Below are 18,142 nucleotides of genomic sequence, written 5' to 3' on the forward strand. Positions count from 1 at the left end.
CGGAAGCGCTTATTCTGTATGCCCCTTAGGGCGCGCGACCTGTTTCGAGAGCCGGCTGGGGTCCATGGCCAGGATGTCCTGTAGCGGGCAGGGTTTGTGTATCCCAAAGCCTTGGACAAGATCGACGCCGATCTGGCCGAGCAGCACCCTTGCCTGCTCTGACTCCACGTATTCCGCCACAGTGATCATATTCATGGTGCGGCCGATATCGTGAATCGCTCTGACCATTGCAAAGTCCGTTTTATCGGTCTCGATGTCGCGCACGAACATGCCATCGATTTTCAGGCAGTTCACTGGTAACCGACGCAGGTAGCCAAAGGATGACAGGCCCGAACCGAAATCATCCAGCGCAAAGCTGCAGCCCATCAGGCTCAGTCGTTTCATGAAGGACTGTATTTCCAATAGGTTATGAACTGCGGCCGTTTCGGTGATTTCAAAACAGATCTTGTTCGGCGGAACCTGGTAGTGGTCGAATAGGTCCACTACGAAGTCTGCAAAATCCGCCTGGTCAAACGACCGTCCCGACAGGTTGATATGGCATGCCTCCAGTGCCGCCAGGTGTTCCGGTACCTGAGACAGGTTCTCGAGGACATTCTCGATAACCCAACGGTCGATTCTGGCAGCCATGCCATACCGCTCTGCCGGAGGCAGAAAGGCGCTGGGTGGCACCACCGAGCCGCCGGCTGATCGCATGCGGACCAGAACCTCATATCGCAATCCGTTGCTTTGCCGGTTGGTGGGAGTGATCAACTGGCACTCCAGGAAGAGCAGGTTTTCCTGAAGAGCCGTCTGGATACGGTTGTGCCACTCCATCTGTCCTTGCTGGGATGCCATATGTTCATCGTCCAGCGACATGACGGATACACGGTTCCGGCCACTGTCTTTGGCGGTATAACAGGCGATGTCTGCCGCCTTCATAAGGGCGCTGATGCCCGAACTCTCATTGTTAATCGGCACGACACCAATGCTGCAGCTGATGGTGTGGCTGGTTTCCTGCCAGGTAAACACCAGATGATCGAGTGCGGCGCGTACCTTTTCAGCCACCTGACCGGCCGTCTTGAGATCGCAGTTCTGCAGAATGATGCCAAACTCATCGCCGCCCAGCCGCGCCAGGGTGTCGGCTTCACGCAGATTGTTGGAGATGATGTTCGCTACCTGGCGCAGGAGCTGGTCGCCTGCATCGTGGCCGGACGTGTCGTTCGCCACTTTGAATTGATCAAGGTCGACATAACAAAGTGCATGCTGCGTATTCTCATTGCGGGCACGCCCGAGATGACTGGCAAGCTGGTGTTCGAATTCCCGTCGATTGATCAGGCCTGTCAGGCTGTCATGGGTTGCCATGTAGCTGAGTTCAGTCGACAGTCGATGGGATTCGGAAATGTCTTCCAGCACCGTTGTGAAATAGGCTGAAGCACTGGGAGCATCCCACACACGGGACGCGGTGAGTCTGGCCCATAGCAACGTGTTGTCTTTGCGAACGAGCCGATGTTCGGTGGTGTAACTGTCGATGGCCCCCGAATTGATGGCCCGCCGTTCTTCCCGGGCAACGTCCCAGTCTTCCGGATGAACCAGTTCCCGGTAGGGCCTGGGTACGAGTTCATCGGGCTGGTAACCGAGAATGTCATAGGTGGCCCGGTTGGCGTTGACAATCCGGCCTTCGGTATCAATTCGGATAATGCCGATGGCGGACTGCTCGAAAATGGAACGAAAATTCTGTTCGGTGCGTTTGAGCAGTCTCACCAGCCGGAAGCCCAGGTACCAGGATAACAATGCCACGAGAATCAGAAATCCGGCGCTGACGACGGAGAGGAAACTGGCAGACCAGCGGGATGCATCGCCCATGGCCAGACGGAATTTGCGGGCGCTTTTTTGCAAGCTCACGTTCAGAACGGCAAGCCTTTCCCGCAGGGCTTCGAGTTTGTCGCGACTCGGAGAGGTCTCCAGCCATTCACGTTCCATCGCGTTGCCGATCTGGTCCAGCTCAAGTAGCTGTTCATCGGTTTCCGCCCAGGCGGCAATGGCACGTTCCAACTGGTCGAGCCATGAGAAAAGGCGGATCAGCAGTATCATGCGGGTCAGGTCCTCGGCATGGTTGCCACCCTGCAGAAGGCCATTTCTGGCGCATTGCCAGTCGAGGTTCTCAGACGTTATGGCTATGCGCGCATGCAGATCGCCAATAGGGATGCCCAGCGAGTCCCGGGCCTGTGCCAGCTCTGAAAAGTTGCCCGTTTCGGCAAAATGGTCAAGGTGTTGGACAGTTTCTATTTGAGCGTTTGACCAGACACTTTCACCCCATGTATAGGCGGTGATTGCCGACTGCACTTGCACCACGGCGACCATGAAACACACGGTCAGGATGATCGTGAGGCATAGCCCTGCTACCAGCGCGGTCAGTTTCCGCTGAAGATTGGGTTGCTGTCCTTTGCTTCGCATGGCTGCCGGTGCTCTCCACAAATCGCGCCAACAGATGGCTTTGTCTCGCTGGGGCGTCAGCTTACAATGTATGCCCCAACAACCCCAGGACTCCGAGAATGATAAGATAACCCGCGACGATGTAGTTAAGCAGCTTCGGAAATACGAGTATGCCAATGCCCGCGCCCAGGCTGATTAATGGTGCCAGTTCAAGGTGAAGTGTCATAAGAACAATATCCCTGTCGAGTAGGTTGGGGTGTGTTTTTTCTATCTTTCATCGTAGTCTGTAAGTCTGCACAGTGCATCCACGCACTCTTCGATCTGTGACTCGCTCGCACTCGCGAATCCCATCACCAGCCCGGTCTTCGCGGCCCCTCCAATATAGTGTTCGCTGAGGGCTGTGCTGCCGAATCCGAGGTTGCCTAGTTGCCGGCTCAGGGCAAGGTCATCCACGTTTCCTTTCAGAACCAAATGCATCCCGGCACTTTCCGCTATAGGAGCCAGCTTGCCGCCAAGCCTTTCGGTAACCCGCGCCTGAAAATGATGCCATTTATCACGATAGAGTTGGCGCATACGGCGCAGATGCCGTGTGAACTGGCCGCTGTCGATGAATTCGGCGATGGTTGCCTGTGTCAGTAACGGTGTCTCTCCGCCGCTGACACGCTTGGCCCAGAGGAAATGGTCGACAAGTGGCTCCGGTACGATCAGGTAGCCGACTCGCAGGGCTGGCAGCAATGTCTTACTGAAGCTGCCCACATAGAGAACGGGGGCGGTATCGAACATGCCCTGAATGGCTGCAAACGGTTTGTTATAGAAATGGAATTCGCTGTCGTAATCGTCTTCCACGATCCACGTCTGGTTTTGGCGTGCCCACTGTAGCAATGCCATGCGCTGTGAAACATCGAGAATGCCCCCCATGGGGTATTGATGGGTTGGTGTGCAGAACAGCAGTTTGGCGGCGCCAAGGCTGTTCAGGATGCCAACATCCAGAACCTGTTGTTTGAGTGGCACGGGCAGCAGCGGGTTGCCGTGACGGCCAAGGGCGTATCGGGCGCCCCGGTAGCCCGGATTCTCAACAAAGACCCGGTCACCGGGTTTTAACAACACGTCTGCAATCAACGACAGCGCCTGTTGCGCTCCATTGGTTACGATCACTTGCTGTTCAAGGCAACGCACCCCGCGGGAGGCTCGCAGATAGTCTGCAATGGCTCGGCGCAATGGCTGGTAACCCTGGGTAGTGTCATAGCCGCGAAGGCTTCTTCGGCTCTCCTGATGGTGCAGTATTCGGTTCCAACTGCGAATGGGAAAGGCGTCGATATCGGGCAGCCCGGGCTGGAAGGGCAGGTTGGCGTCTTCCCCTAGCCTCAAACGACTGGCGGGAGTCGGCGGCAATGGCGGCAAGGTCATGGCCTGTGTGGTTTGGATGGCTCCGCCGGTGGGGTGGTTGATCGCCAGGTTGAGGTCTTGGTGCACGAATACGCCTCGACCAGCCCGGCTTTGCAGAAAACCTTCGGCTTTCAATTGGTCGTAAACAGCGTTGACGGTGTTGCGGCTGATACCCAGGTCTGCCGCCAGCTGACGGCTGGAGGGCAATTGGCTTCCCGGCAGGTAACGTCGATGGATAATGCGTTGGGACAGGTGTTGATAAAGCTGTGTTTGCAGCGGTGTAGTGTGCTCGAACCGTATATCGTCAATCACCTTAACTGGTCCTATTAAAATCTATAATCTGGATCTTTCCATGGTATCAGATGTTTCTTCTAATAGAGGCGCACTTTTTATAGAGGCGTACTTTGCAAAAGGAGCATACGATGTCCCGGAAGGAAATCACGAATACCCCTTTATCACTACCGTTATCACCGCCGTCATCACCGCTGTCTTGCTGTCCTCGCAGCCGGGTGAAGCGCGCGGCCAGGAGAGCCAGCTACGACCGGGCGCCGGCTTACGCCCTGATCGATCGGTTAAAAACAGCGCATGTGGGCTTTGTTGAAGATGGCGAGCCACGCATTATCCCGATTACAGCCTGGCGTCTTGCTGACGACCTTTACCTGCATACACTCAGCGGTGGCAGGTTGGCGCAGACTCTGGCATCGGGACAACTGTTGTGCATTTCATTCGCCGTGACCAACCAATGGGTGATGACAAAATCGGCTTTCCATCACAGTGCCAACTATGAATCCCTGGTACTGTTCGGCAGGGCAGAGCCAGTGACGGAGGAGAGCGAATTCGACGCCGCGTTCCAGGCCATCATCGACCAGATTGAACCGGGCCGTTGGGAGCAGGTGCGTGCTCCTAATACGAAGGAGCGGAAGGCGACGGCATTGTTTAGGGTTCCAATCGAGGAAGGCGCGTTCAAGAGCCGGACTGGTGGCCCTGGAGAGGAGCCGGAGGATATGGCGCTGCCAGTGTGGCACGGTGTGCTGCCAGCCTAAGTGGGTCTGGGCGTTGATGCCCCAATCGTTACTTGGCAGGTTATGATCGGGGGGCATTCAAGGTAAACTGTGTTCACAATCGTTTCACTTACTTGCCAGATAATGCAGGCAGCAATGCATGTCCGATGTTGATCCACTGAAAGCCTTGTCCGATATTGCCAGTGATGCCCACACCCGCATCCAGGCTGCCCATAAGCACATCAACCCGGTATTGGAAGTGCGCCGGGGCATGCGTGATTCGGGTATTCCCGCGGATGTCATGACCATTGACTGTCTGCGCACCCGTCGCCGCATTACTTTGATCCTGCACGACAACCAGCCAGGCGTGCTGTTGTACCAGTTCGTGACCATCGACGATGAGGTGGGTGATGAGTTTCAGGGCATGGCGTTGTCGGAGGTCAGTGCCCAAACGTTGGTGGACTGGATGCTGGATTATTTTGGATAGGCGGGCCCTTATGTCGGGCGCCTGACACACGAGGGGCTGCATGGAAGCACTATTGATTATTCTGGCAATTGGTATTGCCATACTCCTGCCGGTGGGTTCCGTGCTGGGTATTCTTGCGTTTTCCCGACGTCGTGAGCAGTCGGAACGCCTTGAGTCCCTGAACCGGGAAGTGTCCCGTTTGCGCGAAGAAGTGACCTATCTAAGGCAACATTTGGGCGGAAACGGCCAAGACCAACCAGCCCCGGAGCTGGAGCTTGAACTCGACGAAACCGTTGTCGAGGACACGTCAGCCCCTTCTGATTTAACCCCCTTGCCCGACTCAAGCTCCCCGAGTGCAGATGCAACGTCACGCGATAAATCCCGCTTTGTCCAGGCCCTGAAGAAAACTGGATGGTCTGGCTTGGCGGCCTGAGCGTTGGGTTGGCCGGTATCTTTATGGTCAGTCACTCCATCAAAGCGGGAATGATAGGTCCGTCGCAGCAATTGATGTTGGCGCTACTCAGCGGCCTTGCATTGCATGGGGGAGCGGAATATCTGCGTCGCCGCAACCGGGGTGCGAACGAAGTATTCGCGGCGCTGGAGGGTGGAGGCAGTATCACTCTCTATGCGGCGCTGCTGGCGGGCGTTCACCATTACGGTCTGGTCGGCCCAACCGTGGGCCTTTTCGGGCTGGCCATTGTGTCTCTGGGCACCATGGTACTGGCTCTGGTTCATGGTCCGTTGCTCGCCGTCATGGGGTTGAGTGGCGCCTATCTGGTGCCGTTATTGATCGGTGGCGATGATGGCAGCGTGGCTTTTGTGTTGTCATACAGTTTCGTGATCACCGTCAGTTCGTTGATGTTGATGCGTTATGTCTATCGGGACTGGCTCTGGTATGCCACGTTATCCGGCGCGTTGCTGTGGTGGTTGGCCACATCCAGCGGAGCCGCCATTGGCGCATCAACAGCCTGGTACATCGCCGCTCTGTTTGTGGTGTTTGCCTTGGTTCCGGTTCGCTCAAATCAGGCGTTGCCGTATTTGCGGGAAGTCTTGGTATCGCTGCTGGTTCTCTGGGCGCTATCGATGGTCGGGCAGGGCGACCGCCCGTTTTTCTGGAGCTGGCTTCTCATACTGCCGGCCGCAGCGCTGGTGCCGCAGAGTCGTGGAGCGCTCTGGTTCCTGCCCTGGGGCGCGGTGGTGGCCAGTGCGTTGGGGTGGCTCGGATACGTCGGGCGCAATGGCACTGAGGTCACCTATGTTACTCAGATAGCGCTGGAGCATCAGGGTGGTTTGCTGTCCTACCTGATAGGGGGCGCCATGCTGTCCATCGGGCTCGGATTGTGGCACTGGGTTCGCCAGAATGATCGTCGCCGGTGGGCCTCCTTCACCCTGTTGTCGCCACTGGTTTGGGCGGTCTTGGGTTGGCTGTTGATACACGGCCATCAAACATCACCCGTCTGGTCAGTTGCGATGTTGCTGGTTGGCGGCGCTTACGGCGTGCTCGCGTGGAAGCTGGAAAGCGTGCAGCGCTATCGGATGGGTGTTGTCTGGGCGGTGCTGGCGGCACACGTCAGCTATTCCCTGGCGGCGGTGATGATTGCCCGCGAGGCGTCACTCACCCTGGCCCTGTCTGCTCAGTTTGTCAGTCTAACCTGGCTGGCACGACGTTATCAGATGCCCGAGCTTCACGTGTTGTTGAAGGTGGCCCTGGCCCTGGTGGTGACGCGGCTGACGTTCAATCCGTGGTTGCAGGATTACGCTACCGATCTCCATTGGTCACTCTGGAGCTATGGTGGGGCTACGCTGTTTGCCGGCATTGCCACCTGGCTGGCGGGGAAGGATCGTGCCATTCGCGCCTGGCTGGAGGGGGCGACCCTGCATCTACTGGTGCTGTTCCTGGGTGCTGAGATGCGCTACTGGCTTTACGATGGCGATATTTTTTCCCAGCAGTACAGCTTTACTGAGGCAGCAATCAACACACTACTCTGGGGTGCACTGGGCGTGACCTATACGGTGCGTGCCGGGGCGAGCGAGTCACTGGCCTGGCTGTACCGGTTGTTCTCGCGGATACTGCTCGCGCTGTCGATGTTGAGTTACCTTGCTCTGGTGACGCTCCACAATCCCTGGTGGGGCGGCGGGAATATAGGTGACACACCGATCATCAACATGCTGCTGCCCGCCTACGGTGGTCCCATTCTGCTGGCGCTTGCAGTCAGTCGGTTTCCATCGCTTGCGCCCCGGTTCTGGTCGTTGTGCGTGGCGTCTGCCGGTTTTCTGCTGTTTACCGCGTTGGAGATCCGGCAACTCTGGCAGGGAAGTGATATGGGGTTGTCGTTTGGTATGTCAGAGGGTGAGCTTTACAGCTATTCGGTTGTCAGCCTTTTGTACGCCATCGGCGCTATTGCCTATTCTGCCAAGCGTGACAATGCGGTGCTCTACAAGGCAGGCATGGCTCTGTTGGGCCTGGTGATTGCCAAGATCTTTCTCGTCGATATGGCTGGGTTGCAGGGGCTTTGGCGAGTGGCGGCCTTTATGGGGCTTGGGCTGGCGTTATTGGGATTGGCGTGGATGTATCGGAAAGCGCAGGGCATTGTGGCCCCACCGTCTGATTAGGTGGGGCCGTGAGCGGCCCCACCCTGTTGATGGCCGGTCAATTACTTCGCTGTGATGGTTTTCATCACAAGCTTGCCGTCTTTCTTGATGGGGCCATCTTCCTTGGCGCCCAGGGTGTATTCGAACATGCCGGTTTTCATGCCGCCGTCTTCGCTATGAAGCATCAACATCAGCATGTCGCCCGATTTGACGTCTTCGGTCAGAATAGCGGCCACGTCTGTATTTTCACCCTTGCGAAGGGGGGCATGTGCCACGACCGGGCCGGGCTTGCCACTCTCATCCGTGCGATGCACCACGAGCCAGCCATTTTTCTCGGCAACCACTTTTTTGGCAGTCACGGTGCCGTCCGCAACTGACTGATTGTCTCCCCAGACCCCGACTTTCATGTTGTCCATTGCCAATGCGGAACCAGAAGCCAGAGCTGCGGCTAGAAATGCGCTTGTCATCAAATGCTTCTTCATTGTGTTCTCCTTGCTTTCGGGTTAATCCCATCTTGATATCGTGTTCGATGGGTGTAACCGCAGTTACGGGGGTGGTTCCCAAAAGTTTCAGCAAGTAAGAAAAAGAATCAGTGAGAGGGGCCAGGAGCCTCATCAGCAACGGGATAAAGGTAGCCATGTATGGCGGGCCCGGTGGGCTGGCCAGTGGGTGAACCGCCTTCGGGCTCTACACTGATACCGAAGGTGGCTTCCTTCAGTAGTTCAGGATCGTAGTCATGAAGGGCTGCGCGTTCCAGCTCAAAGTTGTCGCTGAGTACGCCCAGGGAACGCGGATTCGGCCCGAGTGAATCGGCTTTTATCCACATCTGGTAGGATTTTCCCTGCATAGGTTCGGCCGTTACCGGACGAATCTGCATTTGACGGTTGTTGAGGTCTACCGAGAGCATGAAGGCCGGCTGCTGGTCATTCTGCTGGAACACGGCCACAAACGACTGTGGGCGCTGCTCTGGCGCAGGCTGGAATATAAGAACGGCAACCAGCACCATGGCAGCGGCTGACGCCAGGGCCGTACTCCACTGCCAACGCCGAAGGCGCTTGTGCAGGGAAACCACGTTGGATTTATCGTGGCTGTCAGTATCAGCACCTGCTAGGCGCGTCTCAAGGGCATCGATGTGTTGTTCAATCTGTTGATACAACTCGGGGTCTGGCGTGACCGGCGTTACTTCATCAGCCAGTGCAGACAAGCGCCGCTCCCAGGCAGTGATCATCTCGTCGAGATCCGGTTCACTTTGCCGACGCACGGCCACAGCGGCCCGCTCCCGGGCATCCAGTGTGCCCAGGACGAACTCTGCTGCGAGCATGTCCAGATCGTCGCGGTCGGTCATGGTGTGAGACACCCCTTCAGTTGTTTCAGCGCCCGATGCAGCCAGGTTTTGACGGTATTCACCGGCTGATCGAAATGCGTGGCCAGGTCTGCTCTGGACCAGCCGTTCAGATAGGCCAGCCGCACCATGTCGCGGCGGTCTTTTTCCAGTTCCTCCAGGCAAAGGTTCAGTCGGTTAACGGTCTGCTGATTTTCCACTTGTGATTGGGCATTGGGTTCTTTGCTGGCGAGCTGATTCAGCTCATCTTCCGGTGCCTTGCGACTTGCCGGCTGCTTTCGCAGTTCGTCGATAGCACCGTTGCGGGCAATGGTGACCATCCAGGTAATCGCAGAGGCCTTGGTTGCGTCGAATTGATCCGCTTTTCGCCAGATCTTGATATACGTATCGTGCACGACTTCCTCGGCCCAACCCCGGTTATTCAAGATACGGATGATGGTGCCAAGAAGTTTCGGCGCCGTTGCTTCATACAGTGTCGCAAACGCGGAGCGGTCTTTTGCGGCAACGCCCTTAAGCAGCTCGCTGATTTGATCGGGGGACACTGGCTGGGATGGCGACTCCGAGCCTGATGGGGCGCGGCCAGTGGTGGATGAACTGAACGGTTCAGACATGCAGGAGTCGCCAACGGGTGTGTGAGAAGGTGCTTCGTTATACGCAGATTGCCGTGTTCGGGTTTATTACGTCAAGCAAGTTTGCGCGACTGCCCCCCTTACCAACGGTAGCTAACGCTGGCAACCACGCTACGGGCTTCGCCGTAGTAGCACCAGTAATCGCAACTCGCGACGTATTCCCTGTCCGCTACGTTGGTGATGTTAACCTGTGCCTGCCAGTTGCGGGTTACATCGTATTGGGCCATCAGGTCCAGAACCGTGTAGGAGGGAACGTTGGTCGTACCGTCTCGGGTTGAGCCCACGTAGCGGGCGCCACCGCCGATCTTCAGGCCTGGCACATGGTCAACGAAGCTGTAGTCCAGCCAGGCTGACGCCATGTGCCTGGGTATCAGCGGGGCCGCGCGTTCGCTGTTGTCGGTTTCGGTTTCCTTGATCGTGGCATCGCTGTATGTGTACGCAGCGGTAAGTTCCAGCTGTTCAGTCAGGTAGCTGACACTCTCAAGTTCGAAGCCAGCGGTAGTGCGCTCCCGGTCCTGGATCTGGAAACCGCTTTGGCTGGTGCCGAGTGAATTTTCCTCTTCGATCCGGAACACTGCTGCGGTGACATAGCCGTCCAGATTGTCCGGTGCGATCTTCACGCCAGCTTCCAGTTGCCTGCCCTTTCTGGGGTCATAGAGATCGCCGGTGCCGTCGGTGCCAGCAATAGGCTGGAAGGACTCGGAATAAGACAGGTAGGGGGAAAACCCGTTCTCGGCCAGGTACATAACCCCGCCGGAGAGGGAGAATTCATCAGCATCGGCTTCCTGGCGCGTGCCAGCTGTACGATTGATACTGTCGACTTCGGCTTGGTCAAAGCGACCACCAGCCAGGAACACCCAGCGATCATCCAGGCGCAGTTGATGTTGCAGGTAGTAGCCTGTCTGCTGCTTGTTGATGTCCTGTACGATCAGATCCGCGGCAGTAATTGGCGTGAAGTTTCCGTACTGCGGGTCGAACAGGTCGATAGGACCGCCAAACGGAGTAGAGCCCCCGGCGCTGTTCTGTTTGCCCTCGTTTTCGAGATCCTGATAGTCCACCCCGAACAGCAATGTGTGCTCGGTGCGGTCGGTAAACCACTTGCCCACCAGGCGGTTGTCGACTGTCCAGCTGTTGATCTCGCCGTCGCGGTAGACGAGATAGCGCTGACCTTCCCGCGGACCAGTCTGGAAGAAGATAAAGCTACTGCGCAACAGCAGGTCTACCTGGCTGTAGCGGAAGTCCTGTTCAAAGGTCCAGGTGTCGTTGAGGCGATGACTCAGTGAATAGCCGATGGCTGACTGGGTGCGCTCGTTGGTATCGTAGCCTGGCTCGCTGTAGTTGGTGGAAGGGTCCACTTTGCCAAAAGGAGTGTCGTCTATGGTGCCAAATGGCAGTTTGAACGGATTGGTCGGAATGGCATCATCCTTCTGGATACTCGCCAATAAGGTGAGTTCCGTGCTGTCAGACATATCCCAGGTCAGGCTTGGTGCCAGGTAATAGCGCTCGTTTTCAGTGAAATCCAGATCGCCTTCGTTATAGCGGTACAAGCCAACCAGGCGGTAGCTGAGATCGCTTCTATCGCCGACAGGCCCGGCCGTATCGACCCCAAGCTGGCGATGCTCATCGGTTCCTGCCTGCAGATTGATCTGGCCCTGAACAATATCGGTAGGTCGCTTGCTGATTGCATTGATGACACCACCCGGAGGGGCTTCGCCGTACAGAATGGAAGCAGGGCCTTTGAGCAGTTCTATGCGATCCAGGCCAAAGGGCTCCGGCAGCCATTGATAGAATCCTTGTCGATAGATTCGCAGGCCGTCCTGATAAGTGGACTGGTCGAAACCACGTATCTTCAACCAGTCGGTATCGTTGTCCTCACCATACTGTCCCGAGAGGACTCCGGCGCGATAGCGGAAGGTTTCATCAAGAGCCTGTACGTTGCGCTCTTCCAGTTCTTCCTGCTCCACCACCGAGCCGGGCCGGGGGGTTTCCATCAAAGGGGCTTCTACTTTCAAAGCGGTTGCGGACACAACCAGCGCTTCCAGGCTTGTTGGTTCACTGGTATCGTCCTTTGCAGCCGCGATAGCTGGAACACAGATTGCCGAGCAGGTTGCCAAAAGAGTTAGTGTGCGCCTGATCGCCAGTGCGAGCTGGTGCGGGGTGGGAGACAGGGCCATCGAAAACCTCCGGAAAACACGGGGATAGAAATGAACGAATGTTCATGTAGGATGGCGCTAATCATACCAGTCGCATTAACTAATGCAAATCAATCTCATTAAGATTATAGATTTCAGATGGCGTAACTGCTCGTAGCTCTGTGTCCGGCGTCATGGCGTGTCGAGCTGAAGAAAGCGCTTTTTGAGTAGCAAATTCGAATATTTGCAAATAGAGTTAAGGTCTTATCAGCATTTTCGGTACAGCCTTCCAGGAGTATTCCCGTGTCCGAGTCAGAACAGTTCGCCAGCGATAACTACAGCGGCATTTGCCCACAAGCCTGGAAAGCAATGGCTGAGGCAAATGGCTCCGATGAGCCGGCCTACGGCGAAGACCGCTGGACACAGAGGGCGGCGGATGGGCTTCGTGCTCTGTTCGATACCGACTGCGATGTCTTTTTCGTGTTCAATGGCACTGCCGCAAACTCACTGGCGCTGGCCTCTATGGGTCAATCGTTTCACAGTGTGATCTGCCACGAACTGGCGCATATCGAGACCGACGAGTGTGGCGGGCCGGAGTACGCTTCTAACGGTGCAAAACTGCTTTTGGGGCAGGGGCCGAACGGCAAGTTGACGCCAGAGAGCATTGAGCACCTGGTCACCAAACGCACTGATATCCACTATCCCAAACCCAAGGCCCTGAGCCTGACCCAGGCGACCGAGGTGGGTACCGTCTATTCCCCGGACGAGCTACGCGCTATCCGGCAAACGGCTGATCGTTTCAAACTGAATATCCATATGGACGGAGCTCGTTTCGCCAATGCCGTAGCGGCTCTGGATGTGCATCCGTCCGAGATTACCTGGAAAGCTGGTGTGGACGTATTGTGTTTCTCGGGCACCAAGAACGGTCTGGCTCTTGGTGAGGCCGTTGTGTTCTTCAATCGTGCGTTGGCAGAGGATTTCGAATGGCGCTGCAAGCAGGCGGGGCAATTGGCGTCAAAGATGCGCTACATTTCCGCGCCCTGGTGCGGGCTGCTTGAAGGCAATGTTTGGCTGGAGAATGCCCGGCACGCGAATGCCTGCGCAGAGCGGCTGGCGAGGGGCCTGGAAGGCTTGCCGGGTATCAGGCTCCGTTACCCCAGGCAAGTGAACGGCGTATTTGTAGAAATGCCTGACGCGGTGCAGGCGGCGCTGCGCGACAAAGGGTGGAAGTTCTACAATTTTATCGGCGGAAGTGCCCGTCTGATGTGCTCCTGGTCGACCACCGAGGAGCAGGTTGATCGCTTTCTGGCGGACTTGCGGGCGCTGGTGTCCTGATTTTGGTGCCGGGCCTCTCGCCAGCGTCGTCGCTTCATGATATATCAGCACCCTGTTTGTCCCACTTCAAATTTCGGAATCCGTAGCAATGCCAAAAGCAGGTGAAATCAAAAAGAATTCGGCGATCGAGTACGAAGGTGGTGTCTACTTCGTAAAAGATATTGAGCGTTCAGTCCCGCAGGGGCGTGCCGGTGGCAGCCTGTATCGCATGCGCCTTTACGACGTGGTAACCGGCTACAAGATCGACCAGACCTTCAAGGACTCCGATATGCTGAACCTGGCGGATCTGGTCCGTCGGCCAGCAACGTTCTCCTATTCGGATGGCGAGGAGTACGTCTTCATGGATAGCGAGGACTATACGCAGTACAGCCTGAATGGCGAGGCCATTGCCGATGAGTTGCTGTTCATCAACGAAGAGACTCAGGGCTTGATGGTGGTTCTGGTGAGCGATGCGCCAGTGGCGCTGGATTTGCCCCCAACGGTGGACCTGTTGATCGAAGAAACCGACCCGTCGGTAAAGGGTGGCTCGGCCACTGCCCGCACCAAGCCGGCCAGACTCACCACCGGCCTGGTGGTGCAGGTGCCCGAGCATATTTCCACCGGCGACCGCATTAAGGTCAATGTCGATGAGCGGCGGTTTCTGGGGCGGGTTTGATCTTCGGCTTATCCGATAGCGGGGCTTTCGGTGCCGTTGTGGCTCATAGCCCCGCGTCTTTCACATTCTCCATGACCACAAACGTGCTGGTCTGCAACACATGGGGCAGCGCCGATATCTGCTCCCCCAGCACTTGCCGGTATTCCGCCATGTTCCGCGTGCGTACTTTCAGCAGGTAGTCGAAGTTGCCGGCAATCATGTGGCATTGCTCTACCGCTGAAATCTGCTTCACCGAATGGTTAAAGGCCGCAAGGGCATTGCTGCTGGTGTCGTTCAGGGTGACCTGAGCGAAGGCAATATGACTCTGCCCGAGTTTGGTTTGATTAATCAGGGCGGTGTAGCCTGTGATATAGCCCTGTTCTTCGAGGCGCCTCATGCGGACCTGGCAAGGGGTTTTTGACAAGCCAACCCGTGACGCCAGTTCGGTGACGGTCACCCGTGCGTGTTTTTGCAGTTCGCGGATGATGGAGTGATCGATCCTGTCCAATTCGACCATAATTCATTTCCCGATACAGATATACGGCTATATAAAGCCAAGAATATAATCAAATTGACTGCATATTAAAACTATATGGGCAAAGAGTCTTCCGTGAGTTGTCTATACTGAGGGTGTTCCGTCATACATGCCCCAGTTGATATCCCCGGAGATCTCCGATGACCCATTCCGATTCCCCCCAGAAACAAACCCTCCTGGAGCAGCTTTCCGAGGCGTTGGAGGGTGAGGACTACGATCCGGACGATTCCGGCCATCTACGGGACGTTGTGGCGACGATGCTGGAGGAGTCCCAGTCCTGGGACGACGCACTGTACCGCCGTTTGACCGAGGTGTTGGGCCGGGCGGAAGGAAAGCGTTGGGCAGCGATGTTCAGTGGCGGGTTCCCTTCGAGTTACCGATCGAGATTCTCCGTCGCGGAGGCTGCTGGCGATATTCAGCAAATCCAGTCCATTGCCCTGAGTTCTGATGTGCCGATGAGGTTCTACACCTCATCGGAGCAAGGAGAGCAGGAGCTGAATTTCAAGCTCTACAGTCAGGGTAAACCGGTGATCCTGTCAGACGTGATCCCAATCCTTGAAAACCTTGGTATGCGGGTGTTGGGGGAACATCCGTACCGTATTCGGCGGCGTGATGGCGAGCAGTTCGGGGTCAGTGATTTTACCGTGGAATGTCATTCCCGTTGTCGTGGCGCCGATGTCGAAGCGGCCAAACCGAGGCTTCAGGAAGGATTCCGCGAAATCTGGAACGGTTTCGCGGAAAACGACGACTTCAATCAGTTGATGATGGCGGCAGGCCTGAACTGGCGTGAAGTCAGCCTGCTTCGTGCTTACTCTCGTTACATCAAACAGCTGCGCTTCGGATTCAGCCAGCCCTTTATTGCTGACACTCTGGCCCGGCACCTGGAGATCACGGCGTTGCTGGTCGCCTTCTTCAGTGCTCGTTTCGATCCGGCCCGGGACCATCGGGAGTCAGAATCCGAGCAGATCGAGAACCGGATTCTTGAGGCTCTCGAAGCCGTAACAAGCCTTGATGACGACCGTATCCTCCGGCGGTTTTATGTGCTGATCAAGGCCACCCTCAGAACCAACTATTTCCAACGCCAGGACACCGGCGAGTTCAAAGGGTATATCTCGCTTAAACTCGATCCTTCCGGCATCCCGGACATTCCCAAGCCATGCCCGCGTTTCGAGGTGTTCGTGTGTTCGCCCCGGGTGGAAGGCGTTCATCTCAGGGGCGGCGCCGTGGCCCGTGGCGGTTTGCGCTGGTCCGATCGTAGCGAAGACTATCGCACCGAGATACTCGGGCTGGTGAAGGCCCAGCAGGTCAAGAATTCGGTCATTGTACCCGTGGGTGCCAAAGGGGGCTTTATCGTCAAACAGCCTTCGGAAGGTGCCTCACGCCAGGCGCTGAGAGAAGAGGGTATTGCCTGCTACCAGACATTCATCCGTGGTTTGCTGGACCTGACTGACAACCTGGATGAAGGCAGCGTCGTGCCCCCGGTTGACGTGGTCCGTCACGACGGTGACGACACCTACCTAGTGGTGGCCGCCGACAAAGGCACTGCGACCTTCTCTGACATTGCGAACCGGCTTGCCGGGGAATACGGCTTCTGGCTTGGAGACGCTTTTGCCTCCGGAGGCAGTGAGGGGTATGACCATAAAAAAATGGGTATTACCGCGAAGGGCGCCTGGGAGTCGGTCAAACGCCATTTCCTTGAGAAAGGCATCGATACCCAAACGGACGAATTCACCGTTGTGGGTATTGGTGACATGGGCGGGGATGTGTTTGGCAATGGCATGCTGTTGTCGGATCGCATTCGCCTTGTGGCAGCGTTCAATCACCTGCACATCTTCGTGGATCCGGAGCCGGATGCAGCGGCGTCGTTTGCCGAACGCAGGCGCTTGTTTGAAACGCCGGGATCGAGCTGGGAGGACTACAACGCACAACTGATCAGTGAAGGTGGTGGCGTGTTCTCACGGGCTGCCAAGTGGATTCCCGTGTCGCCGCAAATGCAGGCACGCCTGGGCATCCGTGACACCCGTCTGCCGCCCAATGAGTTGATCAGCGCGCTGTTGCAGGCCCCGGTGGACATGCTCTGGAACGGTGGGATTGGCACCTATGTAAAAGCGGCTGGCGAAACCCATGACGACGTCGGCGATAAGGCCAACGATACCGTAAGGATCGACAGCCACCAGCTACGGTGCGGGGTTCTTGGTGAGGGTGGAAACCTCGGTTTTACCCAGCTTGCTCGCATCGGTTTTGCCAGAACCGGTGGTGCCGCCAATACCGATTTTATAGACAACGCCGGCGGGGTGGACTGTTCGGACCATGAGGTGAACATCAAGATCCTGCTCAACGAGCAGGTGCGAAGCGGACAAATGACGCTCAGGCAACGCAACCAGATGCTCCGGGCGATGACCCCGGAAGTGTCGAAGCTGGTGCTGCGGAACAATTACCGTCAGGCTATGGCTCTGAGCCTGGCCGCCACGGGTGCGGTTGCCACCACGGACGAGTACGAGCGCCTGATGCGGCGGTTGGAAGCAGAAGGCAAACTTGACCGGCCACTCGAATTCCTGCCCGATGACGAGGAGCTCCGTTCGCGGCGCGAGCGCGCTTCGGGGCTGACTCGCCCTGAGCTTTCGGTGCTGATTTCCTACGCCAAGATTGAACTGAAGCAGGCGTTGCTGGCTGCTCCCATTGTTCACGACGATCGTTTCTCCGCAGCCCTTTACTCCGCCTTTCCGAGCTCGTTGCTCAAGCGTTTTCCAGCTGCGATTGATGCCCATCCCCTGCGCGGGGAAATAGCGGCGACGCAGATAGCCAACGACATGGTGAATCGCATGGGCATCAGCTGGGCGGACAAGCTGCGCAATGCCACCGGTGCCGACTGTGGCCGGATTGCTGCCGGATACCTGATCTCGCTCCAGATCCATGACGTAGAGACCCAATGGAAAGCGATTGAAGCGCTTGATGGGAAAATCAGTGCCAGTGTGCAGGCGGAGTTGTTCAGTGATGTGATTCGCCTGGTTACCCGCAGCACCAGCTGGTTGTTACACAACCGCCGGGCCGACCTGGACCCGGAAGCCTGTGTTGCCCACTATCAGCAGCCGCTGGCGGAGGTGCTGGCGTCCAAAGAGAGTCTGGAGGCGGTAATTCCTGCAAGTCGGTGGCAGGAACGCTATGATAAATACTGTAAACACAGTGTTCCGGAAAAACTGGCAGCCTACGCCGCCTCTGCAGAAAGCCGCTATTGGCTGATGGATATCATCGAAATCGGCCGTCAGTTGGATCGGAGTCTTGAGTCGGTGGCCTGGGTGTACTTCAGCTTGGGTGAAGGTCTCAAACTGACCTGGCTTGACCGACAGATGCGCGCCTTCAAGGCCCGGGGACACTGGCAGGTACTGGCGACGCTTCATTACAGGGACGAGCTGGACCATCAGTTGCGGAACCTGACCGCGAGTGTACTGTCCTTCGCTTCCGATGGAGGCGGATCGATGTCCCCCGAGCAGTTGCTTGAACATTGGCGAGACGACAAACAGGCTTTACTGGGCCGCTGGCAAAAGATGCTGGGTGATATGCAGGCCGCGAGTGACGTGGATTGCGCGGTGTTCTCGGTGGCCCACGGCGTGCTTCGGGAGCTGGCGGTAAAGGCAGCTTAGCCATTGGTCAGGGTGTTTTCGTCTGAAAATTAACCAT

The 18,142-nt window shown here is 56.9% G+C and carries 15 protein-coding genes; 7 read left to right on the top strand and 8 right to left on the bottom strand.

All coding sequences use genetic code 11. From position 1 onward, the window contains the following. Positions 1–9: 9 nt before the first annotated feature. The 3 genes from AC13D2_RS15665 to pdxR form a co-directional block, all read right to left on the bottom strand. Positions 10–2,433, bottom strand: a complete 2,424-nt coding sequence (locus tag AC13D2_RS15665) for a putative bifunctional diguanylate cyclase/phosphodiesterase (protein WP_482938894.1) — start codon at positions 2,431–2,433, stop codon at positions 10–12. Positions 2,434–2,494: 61 nt separating this feature from the next. Further along, positions 2,495–2,638 carry a DUF3096 domain-containing protein gene (locus tag AC13D2_RS15670; RefSeq protein WP_007152669.1) on the bottom strand — a complete coding sequence of 48 codons (144 nt, stop codon included), beginning with the start codon at positions 2,636–2,638 and terminating at the stop codon, positions 2,495–2,497. Positions 2,639–2,679: 41 nt separating this feature from the next. After that, positions 2,680–4,110, bottom strand: coding sequence for a MocR-like pyridoxine biosynthesis transcription factor PdxR (gene pdxR, locus AC13D2_RS15675; RefSeq protein ID WP_300492846.1), 1,431 nt, complete (start codon positions 4,108–4,110; stop codon positions 2,680–2,682). A 110-nt stretch (positions 4,111–4,220) separates the two neighbouring features. On the opposite strand from pdxR, the gene AC13D2_RS15680 reads away from it, so the two are divergent. The 4 genes from AC13D2_RS15680 (at position 4,221) to AC13D2_RS15695 (ending at position 7,878) form a co-directional block, all read left to right on the top strand. Continuing rightward, positions 4,221–4,841, top strand: a complete 621-nt coding sequence (locus AC13D2_RS15680) for a pyridoxamine 5'-phosphate oxidase family protein (protein ID WP_300492844.1) — start codon at positions 4,221–4,223, stop codon at positions 4,839–4,841. A gap of 118 nt (positions 4,842–4,959) precedes the next feature. Continuing rightward, a complete protein-coding gene (locus AC13D2_RS15685; protein ID WP_300492841.1) occupies positions 4,960–5,286 on the top strand; it encodes a hypothetical protein in 327 nt (108 codons plus the stop codon). A 40-nt stretch (positions 5,287–5,326) separates the two neighbouring features. Beyond that, positions 5,327–5,698: a hypothetical protein gene (locus AC13D2_RS15690; protein ID WP_292048988.1), complete on the top strand. Its 372-nt coding sequence runs from the start codon at positions 5,327–5,329 to the stop codon at positions 5,696–5,698. Continuing rightward, positions 5,677–7,878 carry a DUF2339 domain-containing protein gene (locus tag AC13D2_RS15695; protein ID WP_292048989.1) on the top strand — a complete coding sequence of 734 codons (2,202 nt, stop codon included), beginning with the start codon at positions 5,677–5,679 and terminating at the stop codon, positions 7,876–7,878. Before AC13D2_RS15690 ends, AC13D2_RS15695 begins: the two co-directional genes overlap by 22 nt. Before the next feature lie 41 nt (positions 7,879–7,919). On the opposite strand, the gene AC13D2_RS15700 is transcribed toward AC13D2_RS15695, so the two are convergent. The 4 genes from AC13D2_RS15700 to AC13D2_RS15715 all read right to left on the bottom strand — a co-directional run bounded on the left by AC13D2_RS15700 (position 7,920) and on the right by AC13D2_RS15715 (position 12,002). After that, a complete protein-coding gene (locus tag AC13D2_RS15700; RefSeq protein WP_292048990.1) occupies positions 7,920–8,339 on the bottom strand; it encodes a DUF7282 domain-containing protein in 420 nt (139 codons plus the stop codon). Positions 8,340–8,446: 107 nt separating this feature from the next. Continuing rightward, positions 8,447–9,202 carry an anti-sigma factor gene (locus AC13D2_RS15705; protein ID WP_300492836.1) on the bottom strand — a complete coding sequence of 252 codons (756 nt, stop codon included), beginning with the start codon at positions 9,200–9,202 and terminating at the stop codon, positions 8,447–8,449. Continuing rightward, positions 9,199–9,810, bottom strand: a complete 612-nt coding sequence (locus AC13D2_RS15710) for a sigma-70 family RNA polymerase sigma factor (RefSeq protein ID WP_420389283.1) — start codon at positions 9,808–9,810, stop codon at positions 9,199–9,201. Before AC13D2_RS15710 ends, AC13D2_RS15705 begins: the two co-directional genes overlap by 4 nt. 98 nt (positions 9,811–9,908) lie before the next feature. Continuing rightward, positions 9,909–12,002, bottom strand: coding sequence for a TonB-dependent siderophore receptor (locus AC13D2_RS15715; protein ID WP_482938895.1), 2,094 nt, complete (start codon positions 12,000–12,002; stop codon positions 9,909–9,911). Positions 12,003–12,263: 261 nt separating this feature from the next. Here AC13D2_RS15715 and AC13D2_RS15720 point away from each other — a divergent pair, with 261 nt between their 5' ends. Together AC13D2_RS15720 and efpL are read left to right on the top strand one after the other, a co-directional pair. Continuing rightward, entirely contained in the window at positions 12,264–13,295 is a 1,032-nt protein-coding gene (locus AC13D2_RS15720) for a threonine aldolase family protein (RefSeq protein WP_482938896.1), read from the top strand. 88 nt (positions 13,296–13,383) lie between these two features. Further along, positions 13,384–13,950, top strand: coding sequence for an elongation factor P-like protein EfpL (gene efpL, locus AC13D2_RS15725; RefSeq protein ID WP_036209377.1), 567 nt, complete (start codon positions 13,384–13,386; stop codon positions 13,948–13,950). A 43-nt stretch (positions 13,951–13,993) separates the two neighbouring features. Here efpL and AC13D2_RS15730 read toward each other — a convergent pair whose 3' ends face one another. After that, on the bottom strand, positions 13,994–14,446 hold the full coding sequence (locus tag AC13D2_RS15730) for an Lrp/AsnC ligand binding domain-containing protein (protein ID WP_007152658.1): 453 nt from the start codon (positions 14,444–14,446) through the stop codon (positions 13,994–13,996). Positions 14,447–14,604: 158 nt separating this feature from the next. Here AC13D2_RS15730 and AC13D2_RS15735 point away from each other — a divergent pair, with 158 nt between their 5' ends. After that, the gene (locus AC13D2_RS15735) at positions 14,605–18,105 is read left to right on the top strand and encodes an NAD-glutamate dehydrogenase (protein WP_482938897.1); all 3,501 of its coding nucleotides are present in this window, start codon (positions 14,605–14,607) and stop codon (positions 18,103–18,105) included. Positions 18,106–18,142 lie beyond the last annotated feature (37 nt).

The organism is Marinobacter sp. B-12, assembly GCF_056857915.1.

Bases quoted from the DNA above. Each gene is read 5' to 3' on its own strand.
- AC13D2_RS15735 (WP_482938897.1), top strand. From the start codon at position 14,605: ATGACCCATTCCGATTCCCCCCAGAAACAAACCCTCCTGGAGCAGCTT.
- AC13D2_RS15715 (WP_482938895.1), bottom strand. From the start codon at position 12,002: ATGGCCCTGTCTCCCACCCCGCACCAGCTCGCACTGGCGATCAGGCGC.
- AC13D2_RS15700 (WP_292048990.1), bottom strand. From the start codon at position 8,339: ATGAAGAAGCATTTGATGACAAGCGCATTTCTAGCCGCAGCTCTGGCT.
- AC13D2_RS15695 (WP_292048989.1), top strand. From the start codon at position 5,677: ATGGTCTGGCTTGGCGGCCTGAGCGTTGGGTTGGCCGGTATCTTTATG.
- AC13D2_RS15710 (WP_420389283.1), bottom strand. From the start codon at position 9,810: ATGTCTGAACCGTTCAGTTCATCCACCACTGGCCGCGCCCCATCAGGC.
- efpL (WP_036209377.1), top strand. From the start codon at position 13,384: ATGCCAAAAGCAGGTGAAATCAAAAAGAATTCGGCGATCGAGTACGAA.
- AC13D2_RS15670 (WP_007152669.1), bottom strand. From the start codon at position 2,638: ATGACACTTCACCTTGAACTGGCACCATTAATCAGCCTGGGCGCGGGC.
- AC13D2_RS15690 (WP_292048988.1), top strand. From the start codon at position 5,327: ATGGAAGCACTATTGATTATTCTGGCAATTGGTATTGCCATACTCCTG.
- AC13D2_RS15730 (WP_007152658.1), bottom strand. From the start codon at position 14,446: ATGGTCGAATTGGACAGGATCGATCACTCCATCATCCGCGAACTGCAA.
- AC13D2_RS15685 (WP_300492841.1), top strand. From the start codon at position 4,960: ATGTCCGATGTTGATCCACTGAAAGCCTTGTCCGATATTGCCAGTGAT.
- AC13D2_RS15705 (WP_300492836.1), bottom strand. From the start codon at position 9,202: ATGACCGACCGCGACGATCTGGACATGCTCGCAGCAGAGTTCGTCCTG.
- AC13D2_RS15665 (WP_482938894.1), bottom strand. From the start codon at position 2,433: ATGCGAAGCAAAGGACAGCAACCCAATCTTCAGCGGAAACTGACCGCG.
- AC13D2_RS15680 (WP_300492844.1), top strand. From the start codon at position 4,221: ATGTCCCGGAAGGAAATCACGAATACCCCTTTATCACTACCGTTATCA.